The organism is Nonomuraea sp. KM88, from assembly GCF_052245635.1.
GTDB lineage: Bacteria > Actinomycetota > Actinomycetes > Streptosporangiales > Streptosporangiaceae > Nonomuraea.
Genome location: NZ_JBQQCC010000005.1, coordinates 448,132 through 471,081 on the forward strand (window position 1 = coordinate 448,132; position 22,950 = coordinate 471,081).

The 22,950-nt window shown below is 72.5% G+C and carries 18 protein-coding genes; 10 read left to right on the plus strand and 8 right to left on the minus strand.

The genetic code is table 11. The features are described from left to right. Positions 1–51: 51 nt before the first annotated feature. The 3 genes from ACTWPV_RS18775 to ACTWPV_RS18785 all read right to left on the minus strand — a co-directional run bounded on the left by ACTWPV_RS18775 (position 52) and on the right by ACTWPV_RS18785 (position 2,099). Entirely contained in the window at positions 52–438 is a 387-nt protein-coding gene (locus tag ACTWPV_RS18775) for a hypothetical protein (RefSeq protein WP_443152743.1), read from the minus strand. Positions 439–499: 61 nt separating this feature from the next. Then, positions 500–1,138 carry a histidine phosphatase family protein gene (locus ACTWPV_RS18780; protein ID WP_443152744.1) on the minus strand — a complete coding sequence of 213 codons (639 nt, stop codon included), beginning with the start codon at positions 1,136–1,138 and terminating at the stop codon, positions 500–502. A gap of 85 nt (positions 1,139–1,223) precedes the next feature. Continuing rightward, positions 1,224–2,099, minus strand: a complete 876-nt coding sequence (locus tag ACTWPV_RS18785; RefSeq protein WP_443152745.1) for a LysR substrate-binding domain-containing protein — start codon at positions 2,097–2,099, stop codon at positions 1,224–1,226. A 473-nt stretch (positions 2,100–2,572) separates the two neighbouring features. Here ACTWPV_RS18785 and ACTWPV_RS18790 point away from each other — a divergent pair, with 473 nt between their 5' ends. The 5 genes from ACTWPV_RS18790 to ACTWPV_RS18810 all read left to right on the plus strand — a co-directional run bounded on the left by ACTWPV_RS18790 (position 2,573) and on the right by ACTWPV_RS18810 (position 9,700). Then, on the plus strand, positions 2,573–2,716 hold the full coding sequence (locus tag ACTWPV_RS18790) for a hypothetical protein (protein WP_347648175.1): 144 nt from the start codon (positions 2,573–2,575) through the stop codon (positions 2,714–2,716). 5 nt (positions 2,717–2,721) lie between these two features. Beyond that, the gene (locus ACTWPV_RS18795) at positions 2,722–4,971 is read left to right on the plus strand and encodes a TOMM precursor leader peptide-binding protein (protein WP_443152746.1); all 2,250 of its coding nucleotides are present in this window, start codon (positions 2,722–2,724) and stop codon (positions 4,969–4,971) included. 24 nt (positions 4,972–4,995) lie between these two features. Beyond that, positions 4,996–6,471: a SagB family peptide dehydrogenase gene (locus ACTWPV_RS18800; protein ID WP_443152747.1), complete on the plus strand. Its 1,476-nt coding sequence runs from the start codon at positions 4,996–4,998 to the stop codon at positions 6,469–6,471. Between the two features lie 77 nt (positions 6,472–6,548). Further along, positions 6,549–8,909, plus strand: a complete 2,361-nt coding sequence (locus tag ACTWPV_RS18805; protein WP_443152748.1) for a sensor histidine kinase — start codon at positions 6,549–6,551, stop codon at positions 8,907–8,909. A gap of 182 nt (positions 8,910–9,091) precedes the next feature. After that, on the plus strand, positions 9,092–9,700 hold the full coding sequence (locus tag ACTWPV_RS18810; RefSeq protein WP_443152749.1) for a response regulator transcription factor: 609 nt from the start codon (positions 9,092–9,094) through the stop codon (positions 9,698–9,700). Between the two features lie 56 nt (positions 9,701–9,756). Here ACTWPV_RS18810 and ACTWPV_RS18815 read toward each other — a convergent pair whose 3' ends face one another. After that, the gene (locus ACTWPV_RS18815) at positions 9,757–10,698 is read right to left on the minus strand and encodes a LysR family transcriptional regulator (protein WP_443152750.1); all 942 of its coding nucleotides are present in this window, start codon (positions 10,696–10,698) and stop codon (positions 9,757–9,759) included. Positions 10,699–10,807: 109 nt separating this feature from the next. Between ACTWPV_RS18815 and dnaE the strand changes: the two genes are divergently transcribed. From dnaE to ACTWPV_RS18830, 3 genes are all read left to right on the plus strand, one after another. After that, positions 10,808–14,350 (plus strand): DNA polymerase III subunit alpha, encoded by a 3,543-nt coding sequence (gene dnaE / locus ACTWPV_RS18820; RefSeq protein ID WP_443152751.1) that lies wholly within the window; start codon positions 10,808–10,810, stop codon positions 14,348–14,350. A 5-nt stretch (positions 14,351–14,355) separates the two neighbouring features. Beyond that, entirely contained in the window at positions 14,356–14,676 is a 321-nt protein-coding gene (locus ACTWPV_RS18825; protein ID WP_443152752.1) for a DUF6300 family protein, read from the plus strand. A 106-nt stretch (positions 14,677–14,782) separates the two neighbouring features. Continuing rightward, entirely contained in the window at positions 14,783–15,763 is a 981-nt protein-coding gene (locus ACTWPV_RS18830) for an NlpC/P60 family protein (protein ID WP_443152753.1), read from the plus strand. 4 nt (positions 15,764–15,767) lie between these two features. On the opposite strand, the gene ACTWPV_RS18835 is transcribed toward ACTWPV_RS18830, so the two are convergent. Further along, positions 15,768–16,340 (minus strand): TetR/AcrR family transcriptional regulator, encoded by a 573-nt coding sequence (locus ACTWPV_RS18835; RefSeq protein ID WP_443152754.1) that lies wholly within the window; start codon positions 16,338–16,340, stop codon positions 15,768–15,770. Further along, the gene (locus tag ACTWPV_RS18840) at positions 16,327–17,802 is read right to left on the minus strand and encodes an FAD-dependent monooxygenase (RefSeq protein ID WP_443152755.1); all 1,476 of its coding nucleotides are present in this window, start codon (positions 17,800–17,802) and stop codon (positions 16,327–16,329) included. The genes ACTWPV_RS18835 and ACTWPV_RS18840 overlap by 14 nt, the downstream gene beginning before the upstream one ends. A 122-nt stretch (positions 17,803–17,924) precedes the next feature. On the opposite strand from ACTWPV_RS18840, the gene ACTWPV_RS18845 reads away from it, so the two are divergent. Continuing rightward, positions 17,925–18,905: a LacI family DNA-binding transcriptional regulator gene (locus ACTWPV_RS18845; RefSeq protein WP_443152756.1), complete on the plus strand. Its 981-nt coding sequence runs from the start codon at positions 17,925–17,927 to the stop codon at positions 18,903–18,905. Between the two features lie 208 nt (positions 18,906–19,113). Here ACTWPV_RS18845 and ACTWPV_RS18850 read toward each other — a convergent pair whose 3' ends face one another. Further along, positions 19,114–19,644: a (2Fe-2S)-binding protein gene (locus ACTWPV_RS18850; RefSeq protein ID WP_443152757.1), complete on the minus strand. Its 531-nt coding sequence runs from the start codon at positions 19,642–19,644 to the stop codon at positions 19,114–19,116. Continuing rightward, positions 19,641–20,510 carry an FAD binding domain-containing protein gene (locus ACTWPV_RS18855; RefSeq protein ID WP_443152758.1) on the minus strand — a complete coding sequence of 290 codons (870 nt, stop codon included), beginning with the start codon at positions 20,508–20,510 and terminating at the stop codon, positions 19,641–19,643. The genes ACTWPV_RS18850 and ACTWPV_RS18855 overlap by 4 nt, the downstream gene beginning before the upstream one ends. 60 nt (positions 20,511–20,570) lie before the next feature. Between ACTWPV_RS18855 and ACTWPV_RS18860 the strand changes: the two genes are divergently transcribed. Further along, positions 20,571–22,901 carry a xanthine dehydrogenase family protein molybdopterin-binding subunit gene (locus tag ACTWPV_RS18860; RefSeq protein ID WP_443152759.1) on the plus strand — a complete coding sequence of 777 codons (2,331 nt, stop codon included), beginning with the start codon at positions 20,571–20,573 and terminating at the stop codon, positions 22,899–22,901. Positions 22,902–22,950 lie beyond the last annotated feature (49 nt).

The window sequence follows — 22,950 nt, forward strand, 5'->3', positions numbered from 1 at the left end:
CCATCGCCTACTGTCCGGAGCGCCGTCAGGCCGGCGAGCATCACCGCCGCGTCACCCGCACCGCACCCTTCGCCGGCCGCGTCGTGATCGCCTGTCACAGGCAGGTTTCCGGCCAGGTAGACCCAGGCCGGGAAGCGGGTGGACGGCGGTTGCCAGCGCCCAGCGGCCGTCCCTGGCAACCAGCGGGACGGGCAGCCACCACGGCGACCGGGCTGGCATCGTCGCGCCCCACCATCGGGCCTTCCCGGACGTACGGTCAGCACCTGCCCGCCGAACGGCGAGCACCGCCAACGCGGCCGCGACCACCCGGTAGGGCGCGACCGGCGCGAGGTCGCCGTACAGCGGGCCGAGGTCGAGCACCGGGATGTGGAACCCCAGGACGGTGGGCCAGCCTGTCCGCACCGTGACGATCACCACGGTCTTCACCCGCTGTCCCACCTGGCACAATCTGGTGGCAGGGACTCGCGGGCGTCACATCCGAGAGCGGGCCAGGGAGAGGTCAGCGGGCCTCGCCGGAGCCGAGATGGCGGGTGTCGCCGAGGTAGACCGTGCGGTTGTGGTAGAAGTCGTCCTCGCGCAGCGTGGTGATGCTGCCGGACGGCGCTCGGAAACTGACATGGCCGACCGCCTCGATCGGCATCTTGATCCAGGACGCCACGACGAACGTCAGCGACCCACCGTGCGTCACGATGATCTGGTGTTCACACGGGCGCCGCACGATCTCGTCGATGGCCGCGTAGACGCGCTGCGCCAGCGCCGCCCTGGTCTCGGCGCCCTGCACGCCCTCGTCGTGTTCCAGCCGCTCCCCGTCCGCCGGCGGCGGGACGAAACGCTGGTCCAGCCACGCCTGCGGTTTTCCCCCTGCCTCGCCGTAGGACTTCTCCCGCAACCGGCGGTCCAGGATCGGTTCGACGCCGAACAACTCGGCGACCTTCTCGGCCGTTTGCCGGGTGCGCCGCAGATCGGAGGAGAACAGCTCCACGTCGGCGCCGTCGGGGATCTGGGCCCCCAGCGCCCGGGCGACGGAGGCCGCCGCGCCGAGTCCGGCCGGCGTCAGCTGCGAATCATGCCAACCGCCGACGATTCCCTCGACGTGGTGTGTCGCCTCCGGATGGGTGATGGCGTAAAGGGTGCGCATCACTGCATTCTTCTTGCGCGGGGGGCGCTGGTTCACGTGATTTTCAGGGTGACTGCTCGTACGGGTCCCGGCCCGGTGAGAGGGTTCACCGGGCGAACGGGTAGCCGCGCAGCGCGTTCTGGAGGGCCTTTCTGGCGATCTTGACGAAGCCGGGGGTCGCCGCTCCGGTGGAGACGGCCAGGGTCACGGGAATGGGGCCGGGCGGGTCCGGCAGGGACAACCTGACCGTGCGCGGCAGGCCCCACAACTCGTCGCCGTTCGCGATGAGGCAGGCCACGCCCAGCCCGGCCTTCGCCGCCGCGCGTAACCCGACCAGCTCCGATCCCTCGTACGCGACCCGCCACGGAACGTCGGAGGCGTCGAACGCCTCCAGGATGTGGCTGCGCAGCGTGCACGGCTCGGTGAAGAGCGTCAGCGGCAGCGCCGCCCCCTCGCCGTGCGCCGGCTGGCCGAACCAGTCCATGCGCATGCGGCCGAGCTCGTACCCGGTGGCGGAGGCGCGCGCCGAACGCGGCTGCAACAGCAGCGCCAGATCCAGCTGGCCGCTGATCACCTGGCTCTCCAGCGACTCGCTCAATCCGGTTCGCACGCCGACCTGCGCGTGCGGCATGCCCCTGGTGAGCAGCCGCAGGATGTCGGGCAGCGCCTCCGCGAGCTGGTCGCCGATGCCGATCGACACCCGTACGTTCCCCGCGGGCGGGACGAACCGGTCGACGGCCTCGTCGTTGAGCGAGACGATCCTGCGGGCGTACCCGAGGAGTTCTTCGCCCTGGTGGCTGAGCCGCAGCTCCCTCCCGGTGGAGACGAAGATGGGCCCTTTGACGAGGTTGCCGAGCTGGCGGATTTGCTGGCTGATGGCGGGCTGGGTCACGTGTAACGCCTCCGCCGCCCGCCGGAAACCGCCGAGGTCGACGACGGTCACCAGAGCCCTCAGGCGGTTTATCTGCAGATCGTGATACATTTTCCCTTCCGTTCCAGCGAATTACCGTTTTCTCAAGCCTGAAAGTGGAAACCGCCGGGAGCGGTGTGGCCGGCTCCCGGAGATTCCCGGTTCATCCGTCCACATCACCTCCCCTGGCGGACCCCGCTCGACGGGCCGCCGCTGGCGGCGGCATCTCCGCAGGTCAGTACGGCAGCCGAACGCCGCCCGGGGTGCGCGTGTCGAGGTCGAGAGAGATGCTGCCCTTCGACCGGCGGATCGTGCGCTTTCTCCGCGACCTGCTGATCCGGAGCTGTCGCATGACGTCTCCCCCAATCTTTCGATACGGATGCGGCGAGCCTAGGTCGAGAAAATCCGAGAAGCCTACACATATGGCCACGGGCGGAGTGTGAATCTTTCACGCTCCGGAAGTGACGCGGAAACTATGCCCGCCGGGGCCGCCGCTCCAGACTTTGGTGCGTCGGAACACCACACCTGACCCCGAGAGGGCTGCGATGACCACCACACTCGACCGCACCGACCGGCACGTCACCGGCTACGCCATGGCCACCTGGACGGACGCCGAGGACCTCGTCCGCATCGAGGACCTCGACCACCCCGCCCCCGGCTTCTACGCGCTTCCCTCCTACACCGGGTGACCATCATGAACCGGGCGAATCCTCCGCTGATCGGCTTCAAACGCCACCTGCGAGCGACCACCGTTCCCGGGGAGGCCGTCTACCTCACCTCGGCGCGGAAGACGATCGCGCTCTCCGGGCCGCGGATCCAGGCGCTCGCCCCGCTGCTGGACGGCAGCCGCAGCCTGGCCGAGGTGCAGGAGCACGGAGGACTTTCGCCGGTCGAGCTGGAACAGCTCCTCGGCAAGCTGGCGCGGGCCAACCTGGTCGGGCCGCGCCGGCCCGCCGCCGTCCCGGGCGACGCCGCGGCCGAGGCGTACTGGGACCTGGCCCACATGGACGCCGACCAGGCCGTCTCGAACCTGGCGCGGGCGACCGTCCGGCTGCTCGCGCTGGGCGGAGCCGACGCCGGGCAGGCGGCCGAGACCCTGCGGTCCATGGACGTCACCGTCGGCGAGGCACCCGCGGCCTTCTCCCTGGTGCTCTGCGACGACTACCTCGACCCCGAACTCGAGCGGGTCAACGCGAGCATGCTGGCGGACGGCCGGCCCTGGCTGCTGGCCAAGCCGACGGGCGCCGACCTGTGGATCGGCCCGGTCTTCCAGCCGGGGACGGGCGCCTGCTGGTCGTGCCTGGCGACCAGGCTGCGCGGGCACCGGCGCGGTGAGCGGTGGCTGCGCGACACGCTGAGCGACCTCGTGGCCCCGCCGGAGGCCTCGCTGCCGCTCACCCGCGCGCTGGGCCTGCACCTCGCGGCGCTGGAGACGGTCAAGTGGCTGGCCGGTTCGCGCGGCGAGCGGCAGAACGCCGTGTGGACGCTCGACACCATGTCGCTGGAGAGCGGGCGCCACCGCGTGGACCGGCGCCCGCAGTGCCCGGCCTGCGGCGACGCCGGCCTCGTCGCGGCCCGCGTGGCCGGACCCGTGGCCGTCGTCTCCAGGGACAAGACGGCCGCCGGCGGCAACGGGCACCGTGCGCTGGCCCCCGAGCAGGTGTGGGAGCGCTACCGGCACCTGGCCGACCCCGTCACCGGCATCACCGAGGAGATCCAGCGCGACCCCCGCAGCCCCTCCTTCGTGCACTGCTACCTGTCAGGACCCAACCTCGCCCTCGCCGACGACAGCCTCTCGGCGATCAGGATGGGCCTGCGCCAGCAGAGCGGCGGCAAGGGAAGCACCGACCTCGAAGCCAGGGTCGGCGCGTTGTGCGAGGCGGTGGAGCGCTACTGCGGCGCGCGGCTCGGCGACGAGCCCACGGTGCGGGGCAGCTACCGCGACCTGGGCGCGGAGCGGGCCGTCCACCCCGACGCGTGCCAGCTCTTCCACCACCGGCAGTTCCTCGGCCGCGACGCCTGGAACGCGGCGAACATGGCCTTCCAGCGCGTCCCCGAACCCTTCGACGCCGCGGAGGTCATCGACTGGACCCCGGTCTGGTCGCTCACCACGAACCGCCACCGCCTGCTCCCCACCGACCTGCTCTACTTCACCAGGAACGGCCACGCGTCGCTGCGCGCCGACTCCAACGGCAACGCCGCGGGCGCCAGCGTCGAGGACGCGATCGTCCAGGGTTTCCTCGAGTTGGTCGAGCGCGACGGGGTAGCACTGTGGTGGTACAACCGCACCAGCCACCCCGCCGTGGACCTCGACTCGTTCGACGACCCGTGGATCGCCGGCCTCCAGCGGCGCTACCGCGGTCTCGCCCGCGAGCTCTGGGTCCTCGACATCACCTCAGACCTGGGCGTGCCGGTCATGGCGGCGGTCTCCCGGCGCGTCGACAAGCCCGCCGAGGACGTCATGCTGGGCTTCGGCGCCCACTTCGACCCGCGTGTGGCGGCGCGCCGCGCGCTGACGGAGCTGGGGCAGCTGCTGCCGTCCGTGGTGGGCGCCCGCGCCGACGGCAGCGGGTACGGGCCGGCCGACCACCACATCCAGCACTGGTGGCGGACGGCGACGACGACGAACCAGCCCTACCTGCGCCCCGGCGGGCGCGGGCCCCGTAAGGACCTGACGGACTATGCGTACACCCCGCGCGAGGATCTGCGCGACGACATCGAGCACCTGCTCGGGTTGGCCCGCAGGCAGGGCCTGGAGGTTCTCGTCCTCGACCAGACACGCCCCGACATCGGCATGCCGGTGGTCAAGGTCATCGTCCCCGGCCTGCGCCACTTCTGGGCGCGGTTCGCCCCTGGCCGGCTCTACGACGTGCCGGTCCGCCTCGGCCGGCTTGCCGCGCCCACCGCGTACGAGGACCTCAATCCCATCCCCTTGTTCCTGTGAGCCACCCGAGTATGGAGTAGCGATATGTCCAGAGGGCCCTTCCCCCTGTGGTCCTTCCGCGAGGACGTGTACATCGAGCCCGTGCCTCAACGCAGTGTCGTGGTGGTGCACAGCCGCTGGGAGGACACGACACTGCCGAGCCCCAGGCCCGCCGTGCTGGAGGCCATGCGGCGGATGAGCCTGGGGCCGATCTCCCTGGGTAACGTGGTCCTCGAGGACCACGACAGGCGGGAACTGGCCGCGCTGCTCGACCGGCTGCATCATCTCGTGGTGCGCTCGTTCGGCCTGGACCAGGAGCAGCCGCTGATCTCCGTGATCCCGCTCACCCAGCAGGCGCGCTTCCGGCTCCCGGAGACGCCGCTGGCGCACCCGGTCCGGCTGTCCAGGTTCGCGCTGATCCGGACCGACGGCAACCACTGCTCCATCGAGTCCCCGCTGTCGCTGCACCGGGTCATCCTGCACCGGCCCGACGCCATGGCCCAGCTCGGCGAGCTGATGCGGCCGGCCGTACCGGCCGAGCAGGCGACCGACTCGGTGATCACCTACCTGATGGCCGCGGGCATGGCGGTGCAGGCCGAGGAAGGGGATCCGTTCCAGCCGGTGCGCTTCGCGGAGGACTGCGACCCCGCCCTGGTCGCCTGGTCGCCGTTCGACCTCATGTTCCACACCCGCTCCACGCTCGGCCGGCACGATCACGACTTCGGGGCGACCTATCCCCTGGGCGAGCAGCGGGCCGTCGAGCCCGTGGTGAAGCCGGGCTCCGCCGAGGCCGCCATCTCGCTGCCACGTCCCGCCTGGGACCGGCTGGTCGCGGCGGACCCGCAGCTGACCACCGCGGTCGAGGCCGCAGAGCCCGGCCACCGCCACGCCGGGCGCCCGCTGACGGCGGAGAAGCTCGGCGAGCTGCTGTACCGCGCGGCCAGGGTGCGGGCGCTGATCGGCTCGTCGCTGGAGAGCTCGGCCACCGCGACCAGCGACCGCCCCTACGCCAGCAGCGGAGGCCGCTACGAGCTGGAGCTGTACGCGATCATCGACAGATGCGCCGGCATCCCGCGCGGCGTCTTCCACTACGACCCCTTCGGTCACCGGCTCGAACCGATCCCCGCCGACCCGGCAGGCGCGGACGAGCTGCTGCAGACCGGCAGGGTGGCGGCCAACCTGGCGGGCACGCCGTCCGCGCTCCTCTTCATCACCGCGCGTTTCCGCAGGGTGTCGTGGAAGTACGACGGGATGAGCTACGCCCTGGTGCTCAAGAACGTCGGCGCGCTGAGCCAGACGCTCTCCCTGGTCAGCACCGCCATGAGGCTGTCCGTCTGCCGGATGGACATCGGCGACACCGACACCGCGCCCCGCGTGTTCGGCCTCGACTGGCGCGTGGAGTCGAGCGTCGGCGGGTTCGTCATCGGCCACCACGCGGGGCCCGACGTCGAGGGACCGGCGGAGCGGTACGCGGTCAACGACGACGACTGGGCCGCCAGGGCGCGGGCCATGCTGACCTGATCGTGGATCTGTTGTACATTGCGTGCGGACCCCGGCTGCCGACGAGGGGGCCCCGTCGGGCTTCGGAGGAGAAGTCGATGGCTGGACAGTCCGGTTTCGCGCAGCGCTGGCTGGCACGGCTGGTTCCCAGGTCACAGGTGGAGCTCAGGACGGGCGGGCTCGGCGCGCTGCGCATGGCGCGGGCGGTGACGATCGCGGTCCTGCTCGGCTACGTCGCCAACGTCTCGTTCTTCGTCTGGGTCGACGGTCTGCGCGGGGCGGGCCTGGCGGTTTTCGGCCTGTGCCTGGCCGTGTTGTTCCTGCTGCAGCTCGCGCATTCGACGGGCGACAGCCTGGCGTGGCCGGCCCGGACGCGGGTTGCGACCCTGTCGGCCCAGGCGGTGGTGACGTTCGCCCCTTTTCTCTGGGTCGGCCCGCAGGCCGGGACCATCGCCGGCTTCCTTGCCGGATCCATGCTGCTGACCGTGACGGGTCCGTTCCGTTGGGCGCTCTACGCGCTGGTCGGCGGCGGGGTGCTGCTCGCCCTGTCGCCGGGACAGGTCGATGCGGTGGGCCTGTTCTACGGTGCGTACTTCACGCTGCTGACCGGGCTCATGGTGTACGCCGTCAGCTCCCTGGCGTCGCTGGTGGACATGCTGCACGCGGCGCGCGGCGAGCTGGCCAGGATGGCCGTGGTCAAGGAGCGCCTGCGGGTCGCCCGCGACCTGCATGACCTGCTCGGACACGACCTGTCGGCGGTGACGGTGAAGAGCGAGCTGGCCTACCGGCTGCTGCCCGCCGCCGCCGAGCGGGCCCGCGAGGAGCTCCAGGACGTCCTGAAGGTGGCCCGCCGCTCGCTGGCGGACGTCCGGGCGGTGGTGGGCGACTACCGGCCCATGTCGCTGGCCGCCGAGCTGGCCTCGGCCGAGTCCATGCTGGCGGCCGCCGAGATGCGGGTGCAGGTCCGCAGCTCCGTCGAGAGCCTGTCGGAACGGCTGGAGACCGTGCTGGCGGTCGTGCTGCGCGAGGCCGTCACCAACGTGTTGCGGCACAGCAAGGCGCAGCGCTGCGTGATCGAGGTGGCGGTGGACGACGGCCGGGTGCGGCTGCGCGTGGCCAACGACGGGGCCGAGCCGTCACCCGGTGCGGCTCCGTATGCGAACGGCTCCGGGCTGGGCAACCTCGAGGCCCGGTTGACGGCCATCGGCGGCACGCTGGAGGCGGTCCGGGTCGAGCACGGGTGGTTCGCGTTGACGGCGGAGGCGCCGTTGCGGTCGGGGACGGCCGAACGTCCGCCGGGCGAGGCCGCCCCGTCAGGCGAGGTGGCCTCGCAGCCGTGGCACCTGCGCATGGCCCGGCTGGTCACCGTCGTGGTGCTGGCCGGATACGGCGTGCTGCTCGTGATCAACGTGCTCGCGCTGGAGCAGCCGCCGGTGGATCTGGCCGGCGCCGTGGGGTGCGTCGCCGTCCTGGTCGGCGCGCAGATCGTGATGTCGCTGCGTGACTCGCGCTCGTGGCCGGTACGGGCCCGGGCGGGGATGCTGGCGCTGCAGGCGGTGGTCACGGTGCTGCCGCTGGTGTGGATCGCCATGCCATGGGGGTCGATGGGCGGTTTCCTGGCCGGGTCGTTGCTGCTCACGCTGGCCGGATGGCCGCGGTGGGCGCTGTACGCGGCGGCCGGCGCCGGCGTGCTCCTGCTGTCGCTGGCCTACGGCGAGCCGCTGGACTGGAGCGCCTATCTGACGATCTCCACGCTGCTGACCGGGCTGGTGGTGTTCGGCGTCAGCTCCCTGTCCGGCCTGGTGAAGCAGGTCGACCAGGCCCGCGGCGAGCTGGCCAGGATGGCGGTGACGCGCGAGCGCCTGCGGGTCGCCCGCGACCTGCACGACCTGCTCGGACACGACCTGTCGGCGATGACCGTGAAGTCGGAGCTGGCCTTCCGCCTGCTGCCCCGGCTCGCCGGGCGGGCCAAGTCGGAGATCGCGGACGTGCTCGACATCGCTCGCAGGGCGGTCGCGGGCGTGCGCTCGGTGGCCAGCGGCTACCGGCACATGTCGCTGGCCGCGGAGGTCGACTCGGCCCTGTCCACGCTGACCGCGGCCGGGATCGACGCCCGCGTGGACATCGCCGCGGACACGATCCCCGACGAGCTCGACGCGGTGCTCGCGATGGTGCTGCGCGAGGCCGTCACCAACGTGCTGCGCCACAGCGACGGCGCCGGGTGCCGGATCACGGCTGACGGGGACGGGCGTGAGGTGCGCCTGAGCGTCGCCAACGACGGCGCCAGGCAGAGCCCGGTCCCCCTGCTGGAGGGCGGCACCGGCCTGGGCGATCTGGCCGGGCGGTTGCGCGCGATCGGCGGGCGGCTCTCGGTCGAGGCGCACGACGGGACGTTCCGCCTGGTCGCCACCGCGCCCGCCGGGGCTCTCAGCTCGCGGGTTGACAGCAGGGCTGACTAAGGGTAAGGAGTCGGCGGCATTGCCTCTTCCCCGAGGATGAGTACGATTCGGGGGCAGACGGTTGGACCTGTGGCCTGATCCGATGGCGGATAGCGGCATTTCGGCGTGTGGCGCCGCACCCGGTCGCACGATGGCGGGGACCCTCGTTACCGCTGGGGCGTGAACAAGGGGAATGGGCATTGTTGTCGCTGAAGATCCTCCTCGCCGAGGACGTGCACATGGTGCGCGGCGCGCTGGCCGCACTGCTCGACCTGGAGCACGACCTGACCGTGGTGGCCCAGGTCGACACCGGTGACAAGATCGTGCCCATGGCGCTGGAGACCCGTCCCGACGTGGCGATCATCGACGTCGACCTGCCGGTGCTCGACGGCCTGTCCGCGGCCGAGGAACTCCACGCGAAGCTGCCGACCTGCCGCACGCTGATCCTCACCGGCCTCGGCCGCCCCGGCACGCTGCGCCGAGCGCTCTCGGTGTCGGTCTCCGGCTTCCTGCTAAAGGACCAGCCCTCCGACAGGCTGGCCCAGGCCGTACGCGAGGTGGCGGCCGGGCGGCGCATCGTGGACCCGCAGCTCGCGCTGACCGCGTGGGACGTCGGCGAGATGCCGCTGTCGGGGCGGGAGGTCCAGGTGCTGCGGCTGGCCGCGGACGGCGCGGAGCCGCCGGAGATCGCGGCCGCCATGCACGTGTCGGTGGGGACCGTGCGCAACTACCTCACCAAGATCGTCACCAAGCTCAACGCCAGGAACCGCGTCGACGCCATTCGCATCGCGACCGAGGCCGGCTGGATCTGACGCGGGTCCGGCGGCGGGGCCACCGGGGGCGTGCGGGCGTCCGCCACCACCTGCGATCAACGCTGGGAGAACGCGGCACGGTCGGGTTCGGGCAGCCACTGGCGGCCGGGGTCGTAGGGGCGGAAGCCGGTGCGCACGGAGTCGACGAGCCGGGCCAGCATCGGATGCTGGTTCTGCCGGTGGAAGAGCAGCGAGCACGGATAGACGGGGGCGGGCCGGACGACCGGGATCTGGACGACACGCGGGTTCCAGGGCAGCCGGCACGCCAGCCCCACGAGGCTGATACGTCCGCCGGAGGCGATCTCCTCCACGAAATACTCCCAGCCGAAATCCGGCCCGCTGTCGTCGATCGGGATGTCGAAGGCCTCGCCCAGCAGGCGGTAATAGTCGGCCCACTCGCTGCCGGGGACGTTGCCGGGCATCCACATGGTCGAGCCGGCGAGCCGTTCGACCTCCACCTCCCGGAGGCCGGCCAGCGGGTGGTCACGGCCGGCCAGCAGGTGCACGGGCTCCAGGTAGGCCGGCACGTGCCGCAGGTGCTCATCCAGAGGTCCGTTGGCGCGGGCGAAGGCGGCGTCGACGGACCCGCGGGCGAGCGCGCCGCGTGCGGACCTGAACCCGTTGGAGGTGATGATCTCGACGTCGGCCTTCTCGGTGGCCTGGTGGAACGCCCTGACCAGGTCGACGGAGGCCGAGAGCCGCGTGTCGAGCACGTCGATCCGCAGCGCGCGGCGCCGGCCGCGCAGCGCCTCCACCGCCTGGTCGGCCAGCCCGACGAGGGCCCGCGCGTGCGGGAGGAACGCCCTGCCGTCCTCGGTGAGCGCGGCCCCGTTGCGCGAGCGGAAGAGCAGGGTCAGGCCGAGGCCTGACTCCAGCCGCGCGATCCGTTTGGAGATGGCCTGCTGGCTGATGCCCAGCTGGACGGCGGCCTCGCTGAAGGAGCGGTCCTCGACGACGGCGACGAAGGCGCGCACGGCGCCGAGATCCAGCTCTGCCACAACCTCTGGTTGTGGCGAATCGGCGTGTTGATTGTTGGACAACCCTTCCTGCCCTCGGGTCGAATGCTCGGGTCGCGTACGAGCCTACAACCACGAGGAGTCCCGGCCTGTGGGATCTTTCGTCCATCTGCACGTGCACACCGAGTACAGCATGCTCGACGGAGCCGCCAAGGTCGGCCTGCTCATGGACGAGGTGGCACGGCAGGGCATGCCCGCCGTGGCCATGAGCGACCACGGCAACGTGCACGGCGCGTACGAGTTCTACCACGCGGCGCGCAGGGCGGGCGTCAAGCCGATCATCGGCATCGAGGCCTACGTCGCCCCGGCTTCGCGGCGCCGCCGGCAGCCGGTGTTCTACAGCGACAACCTCGCCCTGCGCAGGTCGAACGACGACACCGGCGAGGGCGGTGACGTCTCGGGGCGCGGCCTGTACACGCACATGACCATGTGGGCGGCGGACGCGCGGGGGCTGCGGAACCTGTTCCGGCTGCAGTCGCGGGCCTGGCTCGAAGGACACGTCCAGAAATATCCGCGTATGGATGATGAACTGTTCGCCGAGCACGGCCAGGGCATCATCGCCACCACCGGCTGCCCGTCCGGAGAGGTGCAGACCCGGCTCCGTCTCGGCCAGTACGACCAGGCCGTCGAGGCCGCCGCCCGCTACCGGGACGTCTTCGGCAAGGACAACTACTTCCTGGAGCTCATGGATCACGGCCTGGCCATCGAGCGCCGGGTCCGCGACGACCTCCTCAGGCTCGGCCGGACGCTCGGCCTGCCGCCGCTGGCCACCAACGACTCCCACTACGTGACGGAGAGCCAGGCCCAGGCGCACGACGCGCTGCTGTGCATCGGCACCGGCAAACGGCTCGCCGACGCCGACCGGTTCCGCTTCGGCGGCAGCGGCTACTACGTCAAGAGCGCCGGGGAGATGCGTGCGCTCTGGGACGCCGAGGTCCCCGGCGCGTGCGACAACACGCTGCTGATCGCCGAGCGGATCGGCGACTACGGCGAGGTGTTCGCCCACCGCGACCTGACTCCGCGCTTCCCCGTCCCCGAAGGCGAGAGCGAGTCGAGCTGGCTGCGCAAGGAGGCCCTGGAGGGCGCGCGCCGCCGCTACCACGGCGAGCCGTCCCAGAACGTGCTGGAGCGCATCGACTACGAGCTGTCCGTCATCGACACCATGGGCTTCCCCGGCTACTTCCTGGTGGTCGCCGACATCTGCCGCTTCGCCCGCGAGAACGGCATCGGCCTCGGTCCCGGCCGCGGCTCGGCCACCGGGTCGATGGTCGCGTACTGCACGGGCATCACCGAGCTCGACCCCATCGAGCACAAGCTGATCTTCGAGCGCTTCCTCAACCCCGAGCGCGTCACCATGCCCGACGTCGACCTCGACTTCGACGACCGGCGGCGGGACGAGATGATCGACTACGTCACCCGCAAGTACGGCGAGGAGCACGTCTGCCAGATCGTCACGTTCGGCACCATCAAGGCCAAGGCCGCCATCAAGGACTCCTGCCGCGTGCTGGGCCTGCCGTACGCGCTCGGCGACCGCATCACCAAGGCGTTCCCCGCGGCGAACGGCGGCAAGGAGATCCCGCTCGCCGCCATCCACGACGACCGCCACCCCCGCCACGGCGAGGCCGCCGAGCTGCGCCAGATGTACGAGCAGGACCCCGACGTCAAGCGGGTCATCGACACCGCGACCGGCGTGGAGAACCTCACCCGGGGCACCGGCGTCCACGCCGCCGGCGTGATCCTGTCGTCCGAACCCCTGATGGACGTGGTGCCGCTGGTCAAGCCGAAGGCCGACGGTCCTGTCATCACCGGGTTCCCGTTCACGCAGGCCGAGGACATGGGCCTGCTGAAGATGGACTTCCTCGGCCTGCGCAACCTCACCGTCATCGGCGACGCCGTCGCGAACGTGCGCGCCAACAAGGGCATCGACATCGACATCCACGACGTGCCGCTCGACGACCCCACGACGTACGAGCTGCTGGCCCGGGGCGACACGCTCGGGGTGTTCCAGCTGGACAGCGGCGGCATGCGGGTCCTGCTGCGGCTGATGCAGCCCACGACGTTCACCGACATCGCGGCCGTGAACGCGCTCTACCGGCCCGGCCCGATGGAGATGAACGCGCACACCAACTACGCGCTGCGCAAGACCGGCAAGCAGCGGGTCGAGCCCATCCACCCGGAGCTGGAGGAGGCACTCGAACCCATCCTCGGCGACACCTACCACCTGGTGGTCTTCCAGGAACAGGTCATGGCGATCGCCCAGCAGCTCGCCGGATACTCGCTCGGCGGCGCCGACATGCTGCGCAGGGCCATGGGCAAGAAGAAGAAGGAGGTCCTGGACGCCGAGTGGGACACGTTCTCGGCCGGCATGCGCGGCCGGGGGTTCTCCGACGAGGCGATCAAGGCGGTCTGGGACGTCCTGGTGCCCTTCAGCGGCTACGGGTTCAACAAGTCGCACACCGCCGGCTACGGCCTCGTCTCCTACTGGACCGCCTACCTCAAGGCCAACCACCCCTCCGAATACCTGGCCGCGCTGCTCACCTCCGTCGGCGACGACAAGGACAAGATGGCCGTCTACCTGTCGGACTGCCGGCGGCTCGGCATCAAGGTGCTGCCGCCCGACGTCAACGAGAGCCGCCTCGACTTCGCCGCGGTCGGCTCCGACATCCGCTTCGGCCTCGGCGCGGTCCGCAACGTCGGGGCGAACGTGGTGGACGCGATCGTCACCGCCCGCGCCGCCAAGGGGCGCTACACCGGCTTCAACGACTTCCTGTCCAAGGTGCCGACCGTCGTCTGCAACAAGCGCGTCATCGAGTCGCTGGCCAAGAGCGGCGCGTTCGACAGCCTGGGGCACGACCGCGCGGCCCTGGTCGCGGTGCACGAGCAGGCCATCGACGCGGTCATCGACCTCAAGCGCAACGAGGCGCAGGGCCAGGACTCGCTGTTCGGCGAGCCGGGCCAGGCCGGCGCGTTCTCGGTCGCGATCCCCGACGGCGAGTGGGACAAGGCCACCCTGCTCGCGTACGAGCGCGAGATGCTCGGGCTGTACGTGTCGAGCCATCCCCTCGACGGCGCGGAGCGCGTCCTCGACGCCCACCGCGACGTCACGATCGCCGGCCTGCTCGCCTCCGAACGGCAGGAGGGCGTGACCCGCGTCAGCGGCATCATCTCGGGCCTGCAGCGCAAGGTCACCAAGCAGGGCAACCCGTGGGCGATCGTCACCCTGGAGGACCACGACGCCGCCGTCGAGTGCCTGATCTTCCCCAAGACGTACACGCTGTACGGCGAGCTGCTGGCCGACGACCGCGTGATCTCCGTCAGGGGCCGCATCAACGTCCGCGACGAGACGATGAGCATCTACGGCGAGGAGATCACCCTCCTTGACGTCTCCACCGCGAACACCGCCTCCCCCGTCGTCATCTCGATCCAGGAGACGCGCCTGAACCAGCGGCTGGTGCGGGAGTTCAAGCACATCCTGGCCGCCCATCCCGGACGGGCGCCCGTACACGTGCGCCTGCACCGCCAGGGCCGCAAGGACCTGCTGCTCAACCTCGAACCCTTCAGCGTCGCCGCGGAGCCGGCGTTCTACGGCGACGTCAAGGCGCTGCTGGGGGCCGGCTCGATCGGCGCGGCATGAGCCCGGTGACGCCGAGCGCAGCCTGCCCGCGCTGCCGCGCCGGCGAGGTCCTGGCGGTGCTGCGCGTCCCCCACGGCTGGACGAACGCCTCGGGGCGGCCGGTCAGGGGCGTCCGCGAGGTGGTGCTGTGCGCCCGCTGCGACGCCGGCCATCCCGTCGCGGGGCCGCTGGTCGCGTACCTCATCGTGCACGAGGAGGTCGAGCCCGCCCAGCTGGCCGGCCTCGCGCCGCTCCTGCGCCGGTGGATGGACGGTGCCCGTCCCTCAGCGCTGGACGAGCACGCGCTGCGAGCCGAGATCGAGGCCTGGCGCCGCGGCGACCTGTGACCCCCGCTGCCCGGCACGATCACCGCGCGCGAGCGGCATCGCTGAACGCCTCCGGGGCCGCCCGCGTATCTCCTCATGACCCGCCGATCGTGAGGAGGCGCCCACAGTGGCCGTTCCCGCAGGGACCGGGCGGACCGCGACGGCCGTCGCGCTGGCGGCGGCCACGATGCTCGGCGCTCCCGGCACGGCCGCCGCCGACCCGTCTCCCGCCGAGGCCAGGGCCAGGCTGGTGAAGCTCAACGAGCGGGCCGACCAGATGGTCGAGCGGTACAACCAGGCCACGGAGGCCCACAAGAAGGCGAAGAAGGCCTACGACGCTCTCAACGCCGAGCTCGGGCGCGCGGCAACCCGGGCCGACGCCCTGCGCCGGGACCTCGCCGCGCTGGCCGCCCGCGACTACCGGCTCGGGTCCTTCCCCGCCTGGAGCGCCCTGACCGGCCGGAGCGACCCCGAGGCGGTCCTCGGCTCCATGGCCTCCCTCGACCAGATCGCGCAGGCCGAGGCGGCGAAGGCGCGCGCCTTCGAGGCCTCCGCCAAGGACCTGCGCGACCGGCGCGACCAGGCCAGAGGCGTCCTGCGCAACGCCGACGCCGCACGCGACAAGGTACGCGGAGAGAAGGCGAAGGTCGACAAGCTGGTCGACCAGCAGACCAGGCTCCTGCGCCGGCTGGGCGCCTACAACCAGGGCAACCCGAGCAGCCCCGGCATCCCGTACACGGGGGCGGCCTCGGGCAACGCCCGCGCGGCGCTCGAGTTCGCCTTCGCCCAGGTCGGCAAGCCATACCAGTACGGTGGCACGGGCCCGGGCTCCTTCGACTGCTCCGGTCTCGTCCAGGCCGCCTGGCGCGCCGCGGAGGTCAAGCTGCCGCGCACCACCTGGAGCCAGTGGAGCTGGGGCGCCGCCCGCCGCGTCCCCCTGGACGAGGTGGAGCCCGGCGACCTGCTCTTCAGCAAAGGGCTGGGGCACATGGGGATGTACGCGGGCGATGGGAGGATGGTGCACGCGCCGCAGACCGGAGACGTGATCAAGGTGGTCGACCTCGACGGCTACTGGCGGGGCCGGCTGGCCGGCGCGGTCCGGCCCTGACAGCTCACCCGCGGGTGTAGCGGTCGAGGACGGTGCGCGCGGCGGCGCGGATCGACGGGCCGGGATCGTCGGGCACGCCGGTGGTCAGCGCCGTGAACAGGATGCCGAGGACGCTCGTCTCCAGCAGCATCGCGTCCTGTTCCGTGATGGCGATGCCGGCGGCGCGGCACTGGCGCACGATGAGGTCGCGCCGCTCGCGCAGGGCATCGGCCAGCATGCTCCGCAGGGCGGGGTTGCGGGTGCTCTCCAGGTGCAGCTCGAACAGCGCCAGCGGCTCGCCGCGCTCGTCGGCCACCATCAGGGTGAGCACCTTCACCAGTGCCTCTTCCAGGTGGGCGGGGTCGAGCGGGCGCACCACGTGGGCGTCGACCCGTTCGGACAGGCGCCGGCCGATCCGCTGGATGATGGCGTCCATCAGGGCGTCGCGGGTGCGGAAGTAGCGCGAGGCGGTGCCGTCAGGTTCGCCGGCCGCGGCGTCGACGGCTCGGTGGGTCAGCCCGCGGGAGCCTTTCTCCGCGAGCACCGCGATGGCGGCGGCGGCGAGGTGGTCGCGGCGCTGAGGGTTAGGGCGTGGCACGGTCGGGTCGGTCTCCCCGGTCGGTGAGGTCTGTCGTGTGGTCCGCTGTGTGCCCTGCCGGGCCGCACCATTTCACCAGAGCCCGCCGGATGCCGTCGCGCTCTCCGGCCCAGGCCACGTAGCCGTCGGGGCGGATCAGCGCCGCCTCCGGCCGCAGGCCGCCGAGCGGGCGCACCCGCCGGACGCGGTCGGCCCACGGCCGTGCGGCGCTGGTGTCACCGGAGGCCAGAAGGACGAACCGGCCCTCCCGGAGGACCTCATAGAGGCGCCCGCCGGTGGTCGGCCCGTCGGGCGCGCGGCGGCCGGCCAGCGGGTGGGCGTCGGTGTCGCCGGGAGGGTAGGCGATCTCCAGCCCGGACATCAGCCCCAGGATGCGGCGGCGGCCGGGGCCGGTGTGCAGCAGGGCGGCCATGACGTGCCGGTTCATCCGCAAGCGGAGCCGCGAGCCGGTCAGGACCAGCCGGGTGAGGTGGTCGGTCAGCGCCAGCACGGAGGCGCCCACCGGATGCCGCTCGGCGTGGTAGGTGTCGAGCAGCCAGGGCGGAGCCCATCCGCGCAGGTCGGCGGCGAGCTTCCAGCCGAGGTTGACGGCGTCCTGGATGCCGGTGTTCATGCCCTGGCCGCCGATGGGAGAGTTCACGTGCGCGGCGTCGCCGGCCAGGAACACCCGTCCCGACCGGTAGGCGCGGGCCTGGCGGCGCTCGGCGGCGAAGCGGGAGAACCAGCGCGGCTCGCCCATCCGGTAGTCGGTGCCGGCGATGTCCTCGAACGCGCGCCGGATCTGCCCGAAGGCCGGCTGCCGGCCCGGGGCGTCCCCGTCCAGCAGCCACGCGCCGACCCGGAACCAGCCGTCGCCGAACGGGATGGCCACGACCGCGCCCGCCGCGCCGACCTGGGTGATGGGCGGCAGGCCCGGCCCGGGGATGCGGACGTCGGCCAGCAGCATGGGCAGGCTGTAGGTCTCGCCCGCGAAGCCCACGTCCAGCAGCTCGCGGACGGTGCTGTGGGCGCCGTCGGCGCCGATGACGTAACGGGCCGGCAGCTCGGTGCCGTCCTCCAGCGCGAGCCGTACGGACCCGGCGTCCTGGGAGAGGCCGACGACGCCGGCGTTCCTGACGATGTCCACGCCGAGCTCGGCGGCGCGATCGAGCAGCACCTGCTCGGTGCCGCTCTGCGGCACGATCAGCAACATCGGGTAGCGCGTGTCGAGCCGCTCGAACTCGACCCGGGAGGCGTAGGCGGGGTGCACCGTGCCGAGCGGGTTTCCCCGCGCGACCAGCTCGTCTCCCAGGCCCCGGGCGTCGAGCAGTTCCAGCGCGCGGGCGTGCAGGCCGAACGCCCGCGTGACGCCGGTCCCGCCGTTCCGCTTCTCGACGATGGTGCATCGTACGCCGGCCAGAGCCAGCTCGCAGGCGGCCATCAGCCCGGTCGGGCCCGAGCCCACGATGACGACGTCGTCCATGATTTGCCCTTTCGCTACAAATGTATCGCTACATTTATAGCGTAGCCGACTGCTGCAGGAATTAATGCGCACATGTCCAGCTCTGGGCCAGATAAGGTGAATGCCGGATATCGGGAGGGTCGATGCAGGCAAGTCGCAGACGTGCCACGCTGGCCACCGTCGCCGCCGCGGCCGGCGTGTCGGTGGCCACCGTGTCCAAGGTGCTCAACGACCGCAGCGACGTCGCACCGGCCACCCGGGCCCTGGTGCGGTCCCTGCTCCAGGAGCACGGCTACGTCCCGCCGCGGCGTGGCCGGACCGAGCCCGGCATCGTCGAGGTGCAGGTGGACGACCTCTGCGCGTGCTCATCCGAGATCATCAAGGGCGTGATCGAGGCGGGCACCGCGTCAGGCGTGTCGGTCGTCGTCACCAGAAGGGCCACCGGGTCCCGCGACGTGACCGCCGGACGCCGGGCAGTGATCACCCTCTTCGAGGAGCCGGCCCCGCGACAGCTCGCCGCGCTCTCACGGGCCGGACTGCCGGTCGTCGTCATCGACCCGCTCGGCCTCCCCGGCGCCTCGGTGACCAGCGTGGGCCCCACCAACTTCGCCGGCGGCATGTCCGCCACCCAGCACCTCCTGGCCCTCGGCCACCGCCGCATCGCCTACCTCGGCGGCCCCGCCACCGCGGCCTCCAACCAGGCCCGCATGTACGGCTACCGCGCCGCCATGGAGGCCGCGGACGTGCCCGTCCTGCCCGGATACGTGGTCACGCCCGGCTACTGCTATCCCGACGGGGTGCGGGGAGGCGCCGCACTGCTCGACCTCTCCCCCGCGCCGACGGCCGTCTTCGTCGCCTCCGACGAGGCCGCGCTCGGCGCGATCCACGCCGCCAGGGCCCGTGGCCTGCGCGTCCCCGAAGATCTCAGCGTCGTCGGCTTCGACGACACGGACGTCGCCTTCATGTCCTCGCCGCGGCTGACCACCGTGCGCCAGCCGCTGCGCGAGATGGGGGCCGTCGCCCTGCGCACGGCCCTGCGCCTGGCCGCCGGCGAGGAGGTCGAGTCGCGTCACGTCGAGCTCGCCACCGAGCTGGTCGTCCGCGAATCGAGCCTGGCGGCCTGAGCCGCCGCTTTCCGCAAGCGGGCGTCTCCACCCTGATCTCCAGGCCGGCACGGAGATGACGGCCGGACCGGCAAGGCTCAGTTCTTCTGCAGCACCATCTGGGACGGTTGATCTCGGTGGTGACTTGGAAGCCGCCCCGGGTGAACCCGTACCGGTTCGGCCCGCAGGGTGATCGGCCTGGTGATGCCCCGGATGGTCAGGTCGCCGCCTACGGCCAGGAGCCGCGTCCTTCCTCGTGAGAGCCTGGTTCATCGGCTGCCGGGGTGACGTCCCCGCGCATCCGCCGCGCGGCGGCCCGAGCGGCGCGGCGGATGCCCGCGTACCCCGTGCAGCGGCAGAGGTTGGAGGCGAGGACCTCGTCCATCCGCCGCTCGTCGCGGTCCAGGTAGGGCTCCTCGGCGAGCGCGCCGGCGAGCAGCATGAGGAACCCGGGCGTGCAGAACCCGCACTGCAGGGCGTGCTCGGCGGCGAACGCCTCCTGCAGCGGATGCGGCCCGCCGTCGCCCGCGAGCCCCTCGACCGTACGGATGTCGGCGCCGTCCGCCTGCACGGCCAGGAGGAGGCAGGAGCGGATGGCGGTGCCGTCCACCAGCACGGTGCACGAGCCGCACACACCGTGCTCGCATCCCAGCGTCGTGCCGGTCAGCCTGAGCTGGTCGCGGAGAGCGTCGGCGAGGCTGGTGCGCGGCTCGACGTCGAGCCGGTGGGCGCTGCCGTTGACGGTGAGCTCGACGTTCATGGTGTTCCCGCGTTCTCGACGGCTCGGGCGAGGCAGCGCCGCACCAGGGTGGCCAGCGCGTGCCTGCGGTAGGTGGCGGGCGCGTGCGGCTCGTCGGCCGGGTCGGCCTCCGTGGCGGCTCGTGCCGCGGCCTGCGCGAGCAGGTCCGGCTCCGGCCGCTCCCCCGCCATGAGGCGCTCGGCCTCGACGGCGCGCAAGGGGACGTCGGCGGCGTTGGCGAGCCCGATGCGGACCCAGGCCACGCGGCCCTCGGACACGCGCAGCAGCACCAGGGCGGCGGCGAGCGCGAAGCTGCCGTGGGTGCGGCGGTGCTCCGCGAACGCCGCGGCGGTCCCCTCCGGCGGGCGCGGCAGCCGCACGCCGGTGACGAGTTCCTCGGGCAGGCAGGCGGTGGTGAAGGGGCCGCGGAACCACGAGCCGGCGGGCACCGTGCGCCTGCCGGACGGGCCGTCCAGCTCGATCCCGGCGTCGAGCGCCATGGCCAGGGCGCACCACTCCGACGCCGGATGTGCCCAGGCCAGGCTGCCGGCGAAGGTGCCGCGCGCGCGGATGGGCGGGTGGGCGACGTACGGCGCCACCTGGCGGAACAGTTCGGCGAGCGGGTCGCGGAACCGGGCGCGCTCCAGCTGGGCGTGCCGGACCAGCGCGCCGACGTGCACGGAGCTGTCCTCGACCGCGATGTCCGACAGCCCGGGGATGCGGTTGACGTCGACCAGGAGGGCCGGGCGCTCGGTCCGGTAGCGCAGCTCGATGAGCAGGCTCTGCCCGCCGGCGAGCACGCGGCTCTCCGGCCCGCGCTCGGCCAGCACGGCCACCGCCTCCGGCACCGAAGCGGGCGCTACGTAGTCGAATTGCGGCGGTTTCATATCACTCATCCCGGGCATCCGATATCCCACGTTGGTACCGAATGCGGGGGTGTCCAAACATTGCGGTACATCGGGATGCCGCTCGCGCGGCGCGAGGACCCCGACCTGCTCTCCGGGCGGGCCCGCAGGGTCGCCGACCTCGATCTGCCCGGCACCCTGGAGCTCGCCTTCACCCGCAGCCCGGTGCCGCACGCGCTGATCCGCGGCGTCGACGTCGCCGCCGCGCTCAAGGAGCAGGGGGTGGCCGGCGCGTGGTCCGCCGCCGAGCTGCCCTACCTCGCCGCCCGTGCCGTGCCCGGCGCGCGGGACGCGCCGCCGTGGCCGCTGCTCGCCACCGGGCGCGTCCGCTACCCGGGCGAGGCGCTGGCCGTGACCGCCGCGGACAACCGCGCCCGCGCCGAGGACGCCGCGGAGGCCGTCCGGCTGGACCTCGAACCGCTGCCCGCCGTCTGCGACCCGACAGCCGCCCAGGAGGCACCCCCGCTGTTCGGGGATGACGCGACGGCCGCCGATGAAGCACCCCCGCCGCCCGGCGTTCGCGGCAACGTGGTCGCCGAGCGCACCTTCGGCGAGCCGGCCGGCGACGTGTTCGCCACCGCCCCCGTGGTCGTCGAGGCCGCCTACCGCGAGCAGCTCCTGCTGCCCACGTCCCTGGAGGCGAGAGCCGTCCTGGCCGACCCCGGCGACGGCGGCGGCCTGACCGTGTGGGCCTCCCACCAGGCCCAGCACCGCCTGCGCGACGCCCTCGCCGAAGCGCTCGGCCTGGACAGGGAGCGGATCCGGGTCATCGTCCCGGCCACCGGCGGCGCGTTCGGCGCCAAGAGCCAGACCTACCCCGAGTACGTGGTGGCCGCCCTGCTCGCGATCCACCTCGGCAGGCCCGTGCGCTGGTGCGAGGACCGCGCCGAGGCCCTGCTGGCCGGCCCGCGCGGCCGCGGCCAGAACCAGCGCGTACGGCTGGCGGCCGACGACGACGGCACCTTCCTCGCGTACGAGCTGCTGGTCGACGCCGGCGTCGGCGGCTACCCGCACACCGGAGCCTTCGTCCCCATGATGACCGGGGCGATGAGCACCGGCGCCTACCGCACGCCGCACGTGCACACCCGGATCCGGTGCGTGCTCACCACCTCCGCCCCGACCGCGTCGTACCGGGGCGCCGGCCGCCCTGAGGCCGCGTACGCGCTCGAACGCACCGTGGACCGGCTCGCCCGCCGGCTCGGCATGGACCCCGCCGAGCTGCGCCGCCGCAACTTCGTCCACCCCGGCCAGTTCCCCTATCTGACGCCGACGGGGCGCACCTACGACTCGGGCGACTACGCCGCCACGCTGGACCAGGCGCTGGCCGCCGCCGGCTACGACGACATCCGCGCCGAGCAGGCCAGGCGCCGCTGGGAGGGCGGGCCGCCGGTCGGCGTGGGCATCGCCACGTACGTCGAGCGCTCGGGAGGGCCTCCGGACAGCGACGAGTTCGGCAGCGTGGAAGCCTGCTCGGACGGCACGTTCATCGCCCGCGTCGGGTCCACGTCCACCGGGCAGGGCCACCTGACCGCGTTCGCCCAGGTCGTGGCCTCGGTTCTGGACGTGGACATCGGCCTGGTCCGGGTCGTCGAAGGCGACACCGGCGAGATCCCGTACGGGTTCGCCACCTTCGGCAGCCGTTCCATGCAGGTGGGCGGGGCGGCGCTGTGGCGGGCCGCCGAGTCGCTGGTCGCCGCCGCGCGCCGCCGCTGCGCCGGCCTGCTCGGCCTGCAGGAGGACGACGTCTCGTACGCGGAGGGCCGGCTGCTGGCCGGCGCCTCGGAGCCGCCATGCCCGGGAGCGGGCGACGCCCCGGGCGCCGGGCTCGACACGGGCCCGATCACCGGGCTGAGCCTCGGCGAGCTGGTCGCCCGCACCGGCCCGCTGCGCGCCGACGAGATCTTCGCCCCGCCGCAGGCCTTCCCGTACGGCGCGCACGTGGCCGTGGTGGAGATCGACCCGGATCTCGGCACGGTCCACGTGCGGCGGCTGGTCGCCGCGGACGACTACGGGGTGGTCGTCAACCCCATGATCGTCGACGGCCAGGGTCTGGGCTCGATCGCCCAGGGCCTCGGGCAGGTCCTCTACGAGCAGGCGGTCATCGGCGCCGACGGCATGCCGTACGCGCGCACCCTGCTGGACTACCTCCTGCCCACAGCCGCCGACATGCCGCCGGTCACGCTGCTGGAGACCGTCACGCCCAATCCCAACACGCCGCTGGGCGCCAAGGGCGCGGGCGAGGCCGGCTGCATCGGCATCCCGCCCGCCGTGGTCAACGCCGTGTGCGACGCGCTCGACGTCGACCACATCGACATGCCGCTGACACCCGCCGCGGTCTGGGCGGCGGCTGCCCGGCACGGCTCGCGCGCGTGACCCTTGCCCGGACGCATGAGGACGGCGCGGGCGGGGAAACGGAGGGACA

Bases quoted from the DNA above. Each gene is read 5' to 3' on its own strand.
- ACTWPV_RS18780 (WP_443152744.1), bottom strand. From the start codon at position 1,138: ATGCGCACCCTTTACGCCATCACCCATCCGGAGGCGACACACCACGTC.
- ACTWPV_RS18785 (WP_443152745.1), bottom strand. From the start codon at position 2,099: ATGTATCACGATCTGCAGATAAACCGCCTGAGGGCTCTGGTGACCGTC.
- ACTWPV_RS18790 (WP_347648175.1), top strand. From the start codon at position 2,573: ATGACCACCACACTCGACCGCACCGACCGGCACGTCACCGGCTACGCC.
- ACTWPV_RS18795 (WP_443152746.1), top strand. From the start codon at position 2,722: ATGAACCGGGCGAATCCTCCGCTGATCGGCTTCAAACGCCACCTGCGA.
- ACTWPV_RS18800 (WP_443152747.1), top strand. From the start codon at position 4,996: ATGTCCAGAGGGCCCTTCCCCCTGTGGTCCTTCCGCGAGGACGTGTAC.
- ACTWPV_RS18805 (WP_443152748.1), top strand. From the start codon at position 6,549: ATGGCTGGACAGTCCGGTTTCGCGCAGCGCTGGCTGGCACGGCTGGTT.
- ACTWPV_RS18840 (WP_443152755.1), bottom strand. From the start codon at position 17,802: ATGGACGACGTCGTCATCGTGGGCTCGGGCCCGACCGGGCTGATGGCC.
- ACTWPV_RS18845 (WP_443152756.1), top strand. From the start codon at position 17,925: ATGCAGGCAAGTCGCAGACGTGCCACGCTGGCCACCGTCGCCGCCGCG.
- ACTWPV_RS18850 (WP_443152757.1), bottom strand. From the start codon at position 19,644: ATGAACGTCGAGCTCACCGTCAACGGCAGCGCCCACCGGCTCGACGTC.
- ACTWPV_RS18855 (WP_443152758.1), bottom strand. From the start codon at position 20,510: ATGAAACCGCCGCAATTCGACTACGTAGCGCCCGCTTCGGTGCCGGAG.